This window comes from Burkholderia sp. Bp9143 (assembly GCF_003853645.1).
Classification (GTDB): domain Bacteria; phylum Pseudomonadota; class Gammaproteobacteria; order Burkholderiales; family Burkholderiaceae; genus Burkholderia.
In genome coordinates this window covers 1-12,884 of the sequence record NZ_QTPO01000033.1, presented here as the reverse complement: position 1 = coordinate 12,884, position 12,884 = coordinate 1, and the positions used below count along the sequence as shown (strand labels likewise).

Below are 12,884 nucleotides of genomic sequence, written 5' to 3'. Positions count from 1 at the left end.
CACATGAACGATCGCGAAGTCGCCGACTACCTGCTCGCCAATCCCGAATTCTTCGCGCAACACGCGGAACTGCTCGCGACGATCCGTCTCGCGAACCCGCACGGCAAGGCCGCGATCTCGCTGCAGGAGCGGCAGATGGAGATGCTGCGCGACAAGAACAAGCATCTCGAGCGCCGGCTCGCCGAGCTCGTGCGCTACGGGCACGAGAACGACAGCCTGTCCGCGAAGTTCAGCCGCTGGACCGCGCGTGTGATCGCGGAACGCGACCCCTACGCGCTGCCACGCACGATCGCCGAAGGCATCGCCGACGTGTTCGACGTGCCGCAAACGGCGCTGCGCGTGTGGGACGTCGCCGACACCTACGCGCAGGCCGATTTCGCGCGCCAGGTCGGCGAGGAAGTACGCCTGTTCACGAACGGGCTGTCGACGCCGTACTGCGGCGCGAACACCGGATTCGAAGCCGCCCAGTGGCTCGCGCCCGCGCTCGCGGCACCGGCCGCGAATGCGGCGGAAGGCGCCGAAGCCTCGCCGGCCGGCGACGGCTCGGCCACGTCGGTCGCGCTGCTCGCGCTGCGCACGCCGCTCGCCGGCACCGATGCGCCCGCGTTCGGCCTGCTCGTGCTCGGCTCGCCCGATCCGCGCCGCTTCCACGACGGCATGGCGACCGACTTCCTCGCGCAGATCGCGACGCTTGCGAGCGCCGCGCTCACGCGCCTGCTGCCGCACTGATGTCGCACTCGTGACCGACGATCCGATTGCCGCCTACCTGTCGAACCTGAAGCACGTCAGGCAGCTGTCGGAACACACGCTGCGTGCGTACACGCACGAACTCGACGAACTGAAGAAGCTTGCCGCCGGCCGCCCGCTCGACGCACTGACGGCCGCCGACATGCGCGGCGCGGTCGCGCGCGCGCATGCGGGCGGGCTGTCCGCGCGCTCGATCTCGCACCGGCTGTCCTCGTGGCGCGCGTTCTACCGCTGGCTCGCGCAGCGCATCGAGATGCCCGCGAACCCCGTCGCCGCGGTGCGCGCGCCGAAGCGCCCGAAGACTCTGCCGAAGGCACTGTCGGTCGACGACGCATCGGCGCTGATGGACGCGCCGCTCGCCGGCACGACCGAGGGCATCCGCGATCACGCCATCCTCGAGCTGTTCTATTCGTCCGGGCTGCGCCTAGCCGAACTGGTTGGGCTCGACGTCATGTACACGCAGGCCGACGGCTACCGCTCGGCCGGCTGGCTCGATCTTGCCGAAGCCGAGGTCACCGTGCGCGGCAAGGGCAACAAGGAACGCAAGGTGCCAGTCGGCCGCAAGGCGATCGAGGCGCTGAATGCGTGGCTCGCGGTGCGCGACGAATTCGTGAAGCACGATCCGCATCCGCTGTTCGTGTCCGTGCGCGGCAACCGGATGGCGCCGGGTGTCGTGCGCGACCGCGTGAAGCGCGCGGCGCTGACCGCCGGCATCCCCGCCAACGTCCACCCGCACGTGCTGCGCCATTCGTTCGCGACGCATGTGCTGCAGTCGAGCGGCGACCTGCGTGCGGTGCAGGAACTGCTGGGCCACGCGAGCGTCGCCGCGACGCAGGTCTACACGTCGCTCGACTTCCAGCATCTCGCGAAAATTTACGACAGCGCGCATCCGCGCGCGAAGAAGCGCGACTGACGCGCGTCCCGCAACACCCACCGCGCGCGGTGGCCGGCAACGGCCGGCGCCGTCCGCGGCCCCTTTCGATCCGATCATGCAAACCGTCACACTCAGACCGTCCAAGGAAAAATCGCTGCTGCGCCGACATCCGTGGATCTATGCCAATGCGATCGACCGCGTCGACGGTACGCCCGCCCCCGGCGCGACCGTCGTCGTGCGCGCGCACGACGGCCGCTTCCTCGCACGCGGCGCGTACAGCCCGCAGTCGCAGATCCGCGTGCGCGTCTGGAGCTTCGACGAGAACGAGCCGATCGATCACGCCTTCTTCAAGCGCCGCGTGCAGCGCGCGGTCGCGCACCGCACGACGATGGTGTCGGGCACGGGCGCGGTGCGGCTCGTGTTCGGCGAAGCCGACGGGCTGCCGGGGCTGATCGTCGACTACTACATCGCGGACACGGCCGAACCGGGCGCCGCGCCGCGCGGCCAGCTCGTGTGCCAGTTCATGGCCGCGGGCGTCGAAGCGTGGAAGGACGCGATCGTCGCGGCGCTCAGCGGCGCGACCGGCTGCCCGAACGTGTACGAACGCTCGGACGTGTCGATCCGCGACAAGGAAGGGCTCGCGCAGACGACCGGCGTGCTCGCCGGCGACGCGCCGCCCGCGACGCTGATCGCAAACGAAAACGGCGTGCGTTATCACGTCGACGTGCCGAACGGTCACAAGACGGGTTTCTACGTCGACCAGCGCGACAACCGCGCGCTCGTCGCGCAATACGCGGACGGCCGTGACGTGCTCAACTGCTTCTGCTACACCGGCGGCTTCTCGCTCGCGGCACTCAAGGGCGGCGCGAAACGTGTCGTGTCGATCGACTCGTCGGGCGACGCGCTCGCGCTCGCGCAGCAGAACGTCGTGGCGAACGGCTTCGATGCCGAACGCGCGACCTGGCTCGACGCGGACGCGTTCAAGACGCTGCGCCGCCTCGTCGACGAAGGCGAGCGTTTCGACCTGATCGTGCTCGATCCGCCGAAGTTCGCGCCGACCCGCGACAGCGTCGACCGCGCGTCACGCGCGTACAAGGACATCAACCTGAGCGGCTTCAGGCTGCTGCGTCCGGGCGGCCTGCTGTTCACGTACTCGTGCTCGGGCGCGATCGACATGGACCTGTTCCAGAAGATCGTCGCGGGCGCGGCCGCCGACGCGAAGGTCGACGCGCGGATCCTGAAACGCCTCGGCGCGGGCGTCGATCACCCGCTGCTCGCCGCGTTCCCGGAAGGCGAATATCTGAAGGGCCTGCTGTTGCAAATCGTCTGATCGCCCCGATCTACGCGCACACCCGCGTCCGCCGGCCCGTCCCCGCTGGCGGCCCCGCGCTCGAGCCTGTCGTCCGGACGACGGGCGAGGGCTTGACAGGTATGTTTCAATGGATGGTTGTGCGCCCCGGCTCGCGAGTCGACGGCGCGACGCACACATCCTGGTTTTGACCCCGATTCACGAACCACAGGCGACCGACATGGCCTCTCCCGTCACCATCCTCACCGGCTTCCTCGGCAGCGGCAAGACGACGCTGCTCAAGCGCATCCTGAACGAACAGCACGGCATGAAGATCGCCGTGATCGAGAACGAGTTCGGCGAAGAGAACATCGACAACGAGATCCTCGTTCAGGACACGAACGAGCAGATCATCCAGATGAGCAACGGCTGCATCTGCTGCACGATCCGCGGCGACCTCGCACGCGCGCTCGGCGATCTGGCCGCGAAGAAGCGCGAAGGCAAGCTCGACTTCGACCGCATCGTGATCGAAACGACCGGCCTCGCGAATCCGGGCCCCGTCGCGCAGACCTTCTTCATCGACAGCGAGATCGCCGACGATTTCCTGCTCGACGCGGTCATCACGCTGGTCGACGCGAAGCATGCGAACGCGCAGCTCGACGAACACGAAGTGGTGCAGCGCCAGGTCGGCTTCGCCGATCGCCTGTTCATCACGAAGTCGGACCTGGTCGACGACCAGACGGTGGCCGACCTCAAGCACCGCCTGATGCACATGAACCCGAAGGCGACGATCAAGGTTGTCAACTTCGGCGAAGCCGACATCAAGGAAATCTTCGACCTGCGCGGCTTCAACCTGAACGCGAAGCTCGAGATCGACCCGGACTTCCTCGCCGAGGACGACCACGCGCACCATCACCACGATCACGACCATGACCATGACCACGATCACGCGAATTGCGACCACGATCACGGTCAATGCGCGCACGATCACGAACATGGCCACCACCACGCGCACCACGACGACAAGATCAAGTCGTTCGTGTACCGCAACGATCGCCCGTTCGACCCGAACAAGCTGGAGGACTTCCTCGGTGGCATCCTGCAGATCTACGGCGAACGGATGCTGCGCTACAAGGGCGTGCTGTACATGAAGGGCGTCGACCGCAAGGTCGTGTTCCAGGGCGTGCACCAGATGATGGGCAGCGACCTCGCCGCGAAGTGGCTGCCGGTCGAGAAGAAGACCAACAAGATGGTGTTCATCGGCGTCGACCTGCCGCAGGACCTGATCACCGACGGCCTCGACGCCTGCCTCGCCTGAGCGTTCGGCTGGCGTCGCGCGCCTTCCGTGCGGCCGCCTTCGCGGGCGGCCGCGGCGCTTGCGCGGTGCCTTTTCCGGGCAGGGTTTCGCCGTCATCGCTTTTTCGCGATTTGCGCGTTATATTTTCTAGATATTGGCGCAGCCGACGGGGATCGACCCGATACGGCGCCCGCTTGCGATTCAGTTACAATACGTGCCCGCTGGAGTACGGCAATAACAGGCCCGGTTCTTGCTGAACCATTACCCGGGCATCGCAACCGCGCCGGATCGCCCATCCGCCACCCGGCCGCGGCCGATGCGATCTGCCGCGCAGCACCGGTTCGCCGCGCGCGCAAATCCGCGCCAGGCCTATCCTGGTATTTGAGAACCGGTTTTCCAGAGGCTTTCGGCCCCGCGGCGGCAAATCGCAAATGATTGCAAGCGCAGTTGCGGGTAATCCCAAAGTGCAGGCACTATCTCTTGATTTGCCGCACATTGAAGAAGCAAGCAGATGACGAAGAAACTCTTGACCGAAGCCGAAATCCTGAAGATGAGCGACAAGGATTACATGAATGAGGATCAGCTCGCCTTCTTCAAAAATCGGCTCGAACAGTTGCAGGCGGACATCCTCAAGAACGCAGGCCAGACGACCGAGAACCTGCGCGAGACGGTGATCGTGCCCGATCCCGCCGATCGCGCGACGATCGAGGAAGAGCACGCGCTCGAACTGCGTACGCGCGATCGCGAACGCAAGCTCCTCAAGAAGGTTCAGCAGTCGCTCGCCCGCATCGACTCCGGCGATTACGGCTGGTGCGAGGAAACCGGCGAACCGATCGGCATCCCGCGCCTGCTCGCGCGCCCGACGGCCACGCTGTCGCTCGAGGCGCAAGAGCGCCGCGAGCTGCGCCAGAAGCTGTTCGGCGACTGATCGAGCGGCGTTCCGCTCCGACACGCTGCTTCCCGAAAGCGCGCGGCCTGCCGCGCGCTTTTTGTTTTTCCGGCACCTTTTCCGGCACCGGTTCCCGGCCGGCCGGCGATTTGCATCCCCCTCTTGATATCCCGGCGCCCGCCCTAAAATGAAACGGACGCGCGCCGGGCCGCTCCCCGGCGCACTGCGATTCACGCGGCGGCGCCCCGCGCCGCCCGACTCTTCCCCGTTTTTCTCAAGGAACGCAGATGGAGCAATTTCACGGCACGACCATCGTTTCGGTCCGGCGCGGCGACAAGGTCGCGCTCGGCGGCGACGGCCAGGTAACCCTCGGCAACATCGTCATGAAGGGTGGCGCGCGGAAAGTGCGGCGGATCTACAACAACCAGGTACTGGTCGGATTCGCGGGCGGCACCGCCGATGCGTTCTCGCTGCTCGATCGCTTCGAGGCGAAGCTCGAGAAGCACCAGGGCAACCTGACCCGCGCGGCCGTCGAGCTCGCGAAGGACTGGCGCACCGACCGGATGCTGCGCCGCCTCGAGGCGATGCTGATCACGGCCGATGCCACCACCACGCTCGTGATCACCGGCAACGGCGACGTGCTCGACCCGGAAGGCGGCATCTGCGCGATCGGTTCGGGCGGCGCCTATGCGCAGGCCGCGGCCCGCGCGCTCGCGGAGAACACCGAGCTGTCCCCGCGCGAGATCGTCGAGAAGTCGCTCGAGATCGCCGGCGACATGTGCATCTACACGAACCACAACCGCATCATCGAAACGATCGAGTAAGGACCGCCCCATGAGCACCATGACCCCTGCCGAGATCGTCTCGGAACTCGACAAGCACATCATCGGCCAGGCCAACGCGAAGAAGGCCGTCGCGGTCGCGCTGCGCAACCGCTGGCGCCGCCAGCAGGTCGCCGACCCGCTGCGCCAGGAAATCACGCCGAAGAACATCCTGATGATCGGGCCGACGGGCGTCGGCAAGACCGAAATCGCGCGCCGCCTCGCGAAGCTCGCCGACGCACCGTTCATCAAGATCGAAGCGACCAAGTTCACCGAAGTCGGTTACGTCGGCCGCGACGTCGACAGCATCGTGCGCGACCTGATCGAGATCTCGGTCAAGCAGACGCGCGAATCCGAGATGCGCAAGGTGCGCAGCAAGGCGACCGACCAGGCGGAAGACCGCATCCTCGACATCCTGCTGCCGCAACCGCGCGCGGTGGGCTTCGGCGGCAATGCCGAACACGCGAACGACGACAACAACGCGACGCGCCAGACCTTCCGCAAGCGCCTGCGCGAAGGCCAGCTCGACGACAAGGAAGTCGAGCTCGATATCGAGCAGCCGTCGGTGGGCATGGACATCATGGCGCCGCCGGGGATGGAAGAGATGACCGAGCAGATCCGCTCGATGTTCTCGAACCTCGGCAGCGGCAAGAAGCAGCGCCGCAAGGTGAAGATCAAGGAAGCGTTGAAGCTGCTGACCGACGAGGAAGCGGCCAAGATGCTCAACGACGAGGAAGTGAAGACGAAGGCCGTGCAGAACGTCGAGCAGAACGGCATCGTGTTCCTCGACGAGATCGACAAGATCACGTCGCGCAACAACGAAGGCAGCGGCGGCGAAGTGTCGCGCCAGGGCGTGCAGCGCGACCTGCTGCCGCTCGTCGAAGGCACGACGGTCAACACGAAGTACGGGATGGTGAAGACCGATCACATCCTGTTCATCGCGAGCGGCGCGTTCCACCTCGCGAAGCCGAGCGACCTGATTCCCGAACTGCAGGGCCGCTTCCCGATCCGCGTCGAGCTCGACTCGCTATCGGTGAAGGATTTCGAGGCGATCCTCGTCGCGACCGACGCGAGCCTCGTCAAGCAGTATCAGGCGCTGCTCGCTACCGAAGACGTGCAGCTCGAGTTCGCCGAAGACGGCATCCGCCGCCTCGCCGAGATCGCGTATGCGGTCAACGAGAAGACCGAGAACATCGGTGCGCGCCGGCTGTACACGGTGATCGAGAAACTGCTCGAGGAAGTGTCGTTCTCGGCCGGCAACCATGCCGGCGAGCGCGTGACGATCGACGCGAAGTATGTCGACCGCGCGCTCGGCGAAGTGTCGCAGGACGAAGACCTGTCGCGCTACGTGCTGTAACGCGCGCGGCGTCGGATGCGAAACGGGCGGCCCGGCGGGCCGCCCGTTTTCTTTGATGCGGCCGGCCGATGCCGCCGCGCCGCTTACTGGCGCACCGGCTTCTTCGCGAGCTTGCGCTGCAGCGTGCGGCGGTGCATGTTCAGTGCGCGCGCGGTTGCCGAGATGTTGTTGTTGTTCTCCGCGAGCACGCGCTGGATGTGCTCCCATTCGAGGCGGTCGACCGACAGCACGACCGGATTCTCGAGCGCCTCGTCGGCCTGCACTTCGCTCGCGTTGGTCTGCAGCGCGGCCAGGATCGACTCGATGTTCGCAGGCTTCGCGAGATAGTTGTCGGCGCCCTCCTTCACGGCCTGCACGGCAGTCGCGATGCTCGCGTAGCCGGTCAGCACGAGAATCCGCGCGTCGGGCTGCAGGTCGCACAACGGCGCGATCAGGCTCAGGCCCGAATCGTCGCCGAGATGCAGGTCGACGGTGATGAACTGGAACTTGCCGCCGGCCGCGAGCCGCAGCGCCGCCTCCTTGTCGTGCGCCTGCTGGACCGCATAGCCGCGGCGCTCGAGGCCGCGCGCGAGCGTGCCCGCGAACACCTCGTTGTCGTCGATCACCAGGAAATTGTTCTCGCTCATGTGGTTTCTCCGTCTACGTGTTGGTTGAGGCGGCCGGCGCCGCGATGCGCGCCACCGGCAGGCGCAGCACCGCGCGCGTGCCGCGGCCCGGCGCACCGGCCGGGCGGCCGGCCGGGCGGCCGTCCGGCGCGGCTACCGCTCGTTCGGTCGCGCGCTGGCCCGACGCGGCAGCGGCGTGACCGTTCGCGCCGCCACCGGCGCGCCCGTTGCCGCCCGCCGTGCGCGGCGTGACATCGGACAGCTCGATCTCGCCGCCGAGGCGCACGGCCGCGCTGAACGCAAGATACAGGCCGACCCCGTGCCCGCCCTGCGTGCTGTCGACCGGCATCGCGCCGAGCGATTCGCGCAACGCGGCCGGAATACCGGGGCCGTCGTCGCATACTTCGAATTCGATCCGGTCGGCCGCCCGCTCGTTGTGCGCGAGCTTCGCGGCCAGCGTCACGCGATGCGGGCTCGCCCGCGCGGCGTTGTCGAGCAGGATCGTCAGGATCTGGCCGGCCGCGACCGTGTCGTCGAGCCCGACGCCCGACGGACGCGCGCCGAGCAATTCAAACTGCACATGCGGATGCCGCAGGCGCCAGTGCTCGACGAACGTGTCGAGCCAGTCGTCCACCGGCTGGCGGCTCGCCGGCGCGCTCGCACGGCTGCGCAGGCGCGCCAGCGCCGACGTGCAGAGCGTCATCTGTTCTTCCAGCACCTTCAGGTCGGCTTCGTAGCGCGCGAGCCCCGGATCAGCGCGCGCCGCGTCGCGCAGCTCCTCCGCGAGCATCGCGATCGTCGACAGCGGCGTGCCCATCTCGTGCGCGACGGTGGCGGCCTGCACGCCGAGCGCGACCGCCCGCTCGTCGCGCAGCAGGTGCGCCTGCGCTTCGCCGAGCGCCGAGTCGCGCTGGCGCAGCGCGTTCGACATGCGCGCGACGAACCACGCGATCAGCCCGACGCTGACCATGAAGTTCGCCCACATCCCGGTGCGGTAGTAGTCGAACAGGTTCGCCGGGTTGTCCATGTTGAGCGGCACCGAATCGAAACCGAGCGCCGCGTAGCACGCGACCGCGAATGCCGCGAGCCAGATCATCAGATGCCACGGCAGCACGGCCGCCGCGATGGCGAGCGACGGCAGGTACAGCGACACGAACGGGTTGGTCGTGCCGCCCGACAGGAACAGCAGCGCCGACAGCGCGCCGAGATCGACCCACAGCTGGCCGAGCAGCTCGAAATTGGTCTCGGGCCGCGCGCGCAGCACGCGCACCCAGGTCAGCGCGTTGAAAACGATTTCGAGCGCGATGACCATCAGCATCGCCGGCAACGGCAGGTGCACGCCGAAATAGGTCTGCACGACGCCGATCGTCACGAGCTGGCCGATGATCGCAAGATTGCGCAGCCAGAACAGGTGACTGAGGTTGACGCGCCCGGTGGTGGTGATTCGTTGCATCCGAGCAGTTTACCCGTTTAGCACCCGGGGCCTCTACCGGGGGCCGGATCGGGAAGGATCAATGGACCGCCGGGGCGAGCCGGTGGCTCGTCCGGTTGCACGGGCCTGCACCGTCAGCCAGCCGCGCCGGCCATGCGCTGCGCGATCTCGTCGGCGAGGCACTCCGGGCAGCGGCAGCGCGTACCGGCCGCAGGCGGCGCGCCGCCGGGCACGGTCGGCATCGACGCGCACCAGCACTCGAACGGCTGCGTGCGGGCGCCGCAGTCGAAGCCGCGCCCGCAGTGCGGGCAACGCGCGCGGCGCGGGGTCGAACGGGCGTCGGCGGCGGAATCGGTCATGGCGAAAGCGCGAAAGCGGGCATGAACGTCACCCTACGCGACAAGCATAGCGCGACGCACGGATTTTGCACGTCGGCCGTCCGGCCGATGCGTGCCGCCGACACCGCCGCACACGCCGGGCGCCGCCCCGCCCGCACCGCTGCCGCAGGGCCCGGCGCAGGGTCCGGCACCACGGCCGGCGGGCCGCCGCGCGCGGCGCGGGACCCGCGCGATCCGCCGTCCGGCCAGCCCAAAAACCCGATGCTGCGCTGCGCCACTCCTGTACAATTCGCCCTGTTTCAACCGTTCCCAGCCAGAGCCGCCGCCATGTCCGAGCCCATCGACCTCTCGCAGATCGCCCCCACGCTGAAGGCAGAAATCCTCGCCGAGGCGCTGCCGTACATCCGCCGTTACCACGGCAAGACCGTGGTGATCAAATACGGCGGCAACGCGATGACGGAAGAGCGGCTCAAGCAGGGCTTCGCACGCGACGTGATCCTGCTGAAACTGGTCGGCATCAATCCGGTGATCGTCCACGGCGGCGGTCCGCAGATCGATCACGCACTGAAGAAGATCGGCAAGGCCGGCACCTTCATCCAGGGCATGCGCGTCACCGACGAAGAAACGATGGAAGTCGTCGAGTGGGTGCTGGGCGGCGAAGTGCAGCAGGACATCGTGATGCTGATCAACCACTTCGGCGGCCACGCGGTGGGCCTGACGGGCAAGGACGGCGGCCTGATCCACGCGCGCAAGCTGCTGATGCCGGACCGCGACAACCCGGGCCAGTACATCGATATCGGCCAGGTCGGCGAAGTCGAGGCGATCAACCCGGCGGTCGTGAAGGCGCTGCAGGATGACGCGTTCATCCCGGTGATCTCGCCGATCGGCTTCGGCGAGGATGGCCTGTCGTACAACATCAATGCCGACCTCGTCGCCGGCAAGCTCGCGACCGTGCTGAACGCCGAGAAGCTGCTGATGATGACCAACATCCCCGGCGTGATGGACAAGGACGGCAACCTGCTGACCGACCTGTCCGCGCGCGAGATCGACGCGCTGTTCGAGGACGGCACGATCTCGGGCGGCATGCTGCCGAAGATCTCGTCGGCGCTCGACGCGGCGAAGAGCGGCGTGAAGTCGGTGCACATCGTCGACGGCCGGATCGAGCACTCGGTGCTGCTGGAAATCCTGACCGAGCAGCCGTTCGGCACGATGATCCGCTCGCATTGAGCGCGCGCCGCCCACCCTCCCGCCCCGACCTGCCGGCGTCGCTGCGACGCCGGCGCAGCTCCCGCAGCCGGCCGCGCGCCGGCGCGCCCGTCTGGCTGTTCGATCTCGACAACACGCTGCACCACGCATCGCACGCGATCTTTCCGGAGATCAACCGCGCGATGACGCAGTACATCATCGACACACTCCACGTCGGGCGCGCCGAAGCCGACCGTCTGCGCACCGGCTACACGCAGCGCTACGGCGCCGCGCTCCTCGGCCTCACGCGCCATCATCCGATCGATCCTCACGACTTCCTGCGGGTCGTCCACACGTTTACCGACCTGCCCGCGATGCTGCGCGCCGAGCGCGGCCTCGCGCGCATCGTCGCCGCGCTGCCGGGCCGCAAGTTCGTGCTGACCAACGCGCCCGAGAACTATGCGCGCGCGGTGCTGCGCGAGCTGCGCATCGAGCGGCTGTTCGAGCGCGTGATCGCGATCGAGCACATGCGCGACCGCCGCACCTGGCGCGCGAAGCCCGACCACGCGATGCTGCGCCGGATTTTGCGCGGCGCGCATGCGCGGCTCGCCGACGCGATCCTCGTCGAAGACACCCGCAGCCACCTGAAGCGCTACAAGCGCCTCGGCATCGGCACCGTATGGATCACCGGCCATCTGCCAGGCCATCTGCCGAACATCGGCCGTCCGCATTATGTCGATCAGCGCATTCGTTCGTTAAAATCGCTCCGACTGGGCACACGATCGGGGCGACAGAAATGCAGCCGACTTACCCGCAGGACCAATCCGTAACGGAAGACCAGGCCACACCGTCCCGCCCGCGCCCGAAGCCGGGCGAGCGGCGCGTGATGATCCTCCAGACGCTCGCCGCGATGCTCGAGGCGCCCAAGCCCGAGAAAATCACGACCGCCGCGCTCGCGGCCCGGCTCGACGTGTCGGAAGCCGCGCTGTACCGACACTTCACCAGCAAGGCGAAGATGTACGAGGGGCTGATCGAATTCATCGAGCAGGCACTGTTCGGACTCGTCAACCAGATCGTCGCGAAGGAGCCGAACGGCGTGCTGCAGGCACGCACGATCGCGCTGACCATGCTCAATTTCGCCGCGAAGAACCCTGGGATGACGCGCGTGCTGACTGGCGAGGCGCTGGTCGGCGAGGACGAGCGGCTCACCGAACGCGTGAACCAGCTGCTCGACCGCATCGAGGCGACCGTCAAGCAATGCCTGCGGGTCGCGCGCACGGAAGCCAACGCGCCGCAGGACGGCGCGGCGCCGTTCGCGCTACCGGCCGACTACGATCCCGCTGCCCGCGCGAGCCTGCTTGTCAGCTATGTGATCGGCCGGTGGCACCGCTTCGCGAAGGGCGGGTTCCAGAAGCCGCCCGCCGAGCAGGCCGATGCGCATTTGCGGTTGATCCTGCAGTAACGCTCGAGACGGCGACGTGCGTGCCCGCGAGCGCGCCGTCGAGCGTCGCACACGCGTGGCGACATCGTCGACGTGCAAGCGCCGACTCCACGCTCGCCGTTGCACACGGCATGACTCGCCTGTCCGCGCCCGCGGGATCGACGGCCTGAATCGGCACGGGGTTCATATCCCGCGCACGCCTCCATTGCTTCGACGTCCTCAATACATCCCTAACTGAACCGGCCGTCGAAGCGCGCCGCATCCATCAGACGGTCTCTCGATCCTTGCGACGCTCCCGCAACGTCCTGGCACGTGTGTGCGGCGTACGCGTCACGGGCCTCTGACGATTCTTGAAAGAAATTTAGTACTTGACCTACGAGAAAACCATTCAACTTGGACATCGTCCCATTCTTTCGAATGGCTTACTTCGCAACAATATCACCTGTTTCCCGCAGCTGCTGCCGCCCCGTAGCAGCGATGCGCGACAGCGCGATGGAAACGTCCGTGCGTCGTCTTTCGACGCGAGGCTCTTACTAGGTCCTGTTCACATTCTCACCAGCGGCCCAAAGGCGCAGGCAAGCACCGCGAAGGCGAAATAGTTGCCGACGAG

General features: G+C 67.3%; 13 protein-coding genes. 10 read left to right on the top strand and 3 right to left on the bottom strand.

The window, feature by feature from the left end:
* Window positions 1-3: 3 nt before the first annotated feature.
* From DIE23_RS23705 to hslU, 7 genes are all read left to right on the top strand, one after another.
* Complete coding sequence (locus DIE23_RS23705) at window positions 4-729, top strand: DUF484 family protein (protein WP_124614363.1); 726 nt, start codon at window positions 4-6, stop codon at window positions 727-729.
* A 10-nt stretch (window positions 730-739) separates the two neighbouring features.
* Window positions 740-1,660: a tyrosine recombinase XerC gene (xerC, locus tag DIE23_RS23700; protein ID WP_124614362.1), complete on the top strand. Its 921-nt coding sequence runs from the start codon at window positions 740-742 to the stop codon at window positions 1,658-1,660.
* Window positions 1,661-1,736: 76 nt separating this feature from the next.
* Complete coding sequence (locus DIE23_RS23695; RefSeq protein WP_124614361.1) at window positions 1,737-2,951, top strand: class I SAM-dependent rRNA methyltransferase; 1,215 nt, start codon at window positions 1,737-1,739, stop codon at window positions 2,949-2,951.
* Between the two features lie 199 nt (window positions 2,952-3,150).
* Complete coding sequence (locus tag DIE23_RS23690) at window positions 3,151-4,227, top strand: GTP-binding protein (RefSeq protein ID WP_124614360.1); 1,077 nt, start codon at window positions 3,151-3,153, stop codon at window positions 4,225-4,227.
* A gap of 490 nt (window positions 4,228-4,717) precedes the next feature.
* Window positions 4,718-5,134 (top strand): RNA polymerase-binding protein DksA, encoded by a 417-nt coding sequence (gene dksA / locus DIE23_RS23680; protein ID WP_006477498.1) that lies wholly within the window; start codon window positions 4,718-4,720, stop codon window positions 5,132-5,134.
* Between the two features lie 248 nt (window positions 5,135-5,382).
* On the top strand, window positions 5,383-5,919 hold the full coding sequence (gene hslV / locus DIE23_RS23675; RefSeq protein WP_006760749.1) for an ATP-dependent protease subunit HslV: 537 nt from the start codon (window positions 5,383-5,385) through the stop codon (window positions 5,917-5,919).
* Window positions 5,920-5,929: 10 nt separating this feature from the next.
* Window positions 5,930-7,273, top strand: a complete 1,344-nt coding sequence (hslU, locus tag DIE23_RS23670) for an ATP-dependent protease ATPase subunit HslU (protein ID WP_124614359.1) — start codon at window positions 5,930-5,932, stop codon at window positions 7,271-7,273.
* Window positions 7,274-7,356: 83 nt separating this feature from the next.
* On the opposite strand, the gene DIE23_RS23665 is transcribed toward hslU, so the two are convergent.
* The 3 genes from DIE23_RS23665 to DIE23_RS23655 all read right to left on the bottom strand — a co-directional run bounded on the left by DIE23_RS23665 (window position 7,357) and on the right by DIE23_RS23655 (window position 9,669).
* Entirely contained in the window at window positions 7,357-7,899 is a 543-nt protein-coding gene (locus tag DIE23_RS23665) for a response regulator transcription factor (RefSeq protein ID WP_044847841.1), read from the bottom strand.
* A gap of 13 nt (window positions 7,900-7,912) precedes the next feature.
* On the bottom strand, window positions 7,913-9,331 hold the full coding sequence (locus DIE23_RS23660) for an ATP-binding protein (protein ID WP_124614358.1): 1,419 nt from the start codon (window positions 9,329-9,331) through the stop codon (window positions 7,913-7,915).
* A gap of 113 nt (window positions 9,332-9,444) precedes the next feature.
* Window positions 9,445-9,669 carry a cysteine-rich CWC family protein gene (locus DIE23_RS23655; RefSeq protein ID WP_124614357.1) on the bottom strand — a complete coding sequence of 75 codons (225 nt, stop codon included), beginning with the start codon at window positions 9,667-9,669 and terminating at the stop codon, window positions 9,445-9,447.
* A 306-nt stretch (window positions 9,670-9,975) separates the two neighbouring features.
* Between DIE23_RS23655 and argB the strand changes: the two genes are divergently transcribed.
* The 3 genes from argB to slmA are packed head-to-tail and all read left to right on the top strand — an operon-like array spanning window position 9,976 to window position 12,295.
* Entirely contained in the window at window positions 9,976-10,875 is a 900-nt protein-coding gene (gene argB / locus DIE23_RS23640; protein ID WP_006490510.1) for an acetylglutamate kinase, read from the top strand.
* Window positions 10,872-11,663, top strand: coding sequence for an HAD-IA family hydrolase (locus DIE23_RS23635; protein WP_124614356.1), 792 nt, complete (start codon window positions 10,872-10,874; stop codon window positions 11,661-11,663). The genes argB and DIE23_RS23635 overlap by 4 nt, the downstream gene beginning before the upstream one ends.
* Window positions 11,630-12,295 carry a nucleoid occlusion factor SlmA gene (gene slmA, locus DIE23_RS23630; RefSeq protein WP_124614355.1) on the top strand — a complete coding sequence of 222 codons (666 nt, stop codon included), beginning with the start codon at window positions 11,630-11,632 and terminating at the stop codon, window positions 12,293-12,295. The genes DIE23_RS23635 and slmA overlap by 34 nt, the downstream gene beginning before the upstream one ends.
* Window positions 12,296-12,884 lie beyond the last annotated feature (589 nt).

Excerpts from the sequence above, each read along its gene's own strand:
- DIE23_RS23705 (WP_124614363.1), top strand. The coding sequence starts at position 4 with ATGAACGATCGCGAAGTCGCCGACTACCTGCTCGCCAATCCCGAATTC.
- DIE23_RS23695 (WP_124614361.1), top strand. The coding sequence starts at position 1,737 with ATGCAAACCGTCACACTCAGACCGTCCAAGGAAAAATCGCTGCTGCGC.
- DIE23_RS23690 (WP_124614360.1), top strand. The coding sequence starts at position 3,151 with ATGGCCTCTCCCGTCACCATCCTCACCGGCTTCCTCGGCAGCGGCAAG.
- dksA (WP_006477498.1), top strand. The coding sequence starts at position 4,718 with ATGACGAAGAAACTCTTGACCGAAGCCGAAATCCTGAAGATGAGCGAC.
- hslV (WP_006760749.1), top strand. The coding sequence starts at position 5,383 with ATGGAGCAATTTCACGGCACGACCATCGTTTCGGTCCGGCGCGGCGAC.
- hslU (WP_124614359.1), top strand. The coding sequence starts at position 5,930 with ATGAGCACCATGACCCCTGCCGAGATCGTCTCGGAACTCGACAAGCAC.
- DIE23_RS23665 (WP_044847841.1), bottom strand. The coding sequence starts at position 7,899 with ATGAGCGAGAACAATTTCCTGGTGATCGACGACAACGAGGTGTTCGCG.
- DIE23_RS23660 (WP_124614358.1), bottom strand. The coding sequence starts at position 9,331 with ATGCAACGAATCACCACCACCGGGCGCGTCAACCTCAGTCACCTGTTC.
- DIE23_RS23655 (WP_124614357.1), bottom strand. The coding sequence starts at position 9,669 with ATGACCGATTCCGCCGCCGACGCCCGTTCGACCCCGCGCCGCGCGCGT.
- argB (WP_006490510.1), top strand. The coding sequence starts at position 9,976 with ATGTCCGAGCCCATCGACCTCTCGCAGATCGCCCCCACGCTGAAGGCA.
- slmA (WP_124614355.1), top strand. The coding sequence starts at position 11,630 with ATGCAGCCGACTTACCCGCAGGACCAATCCGTAACGGAAGACCAGGCC.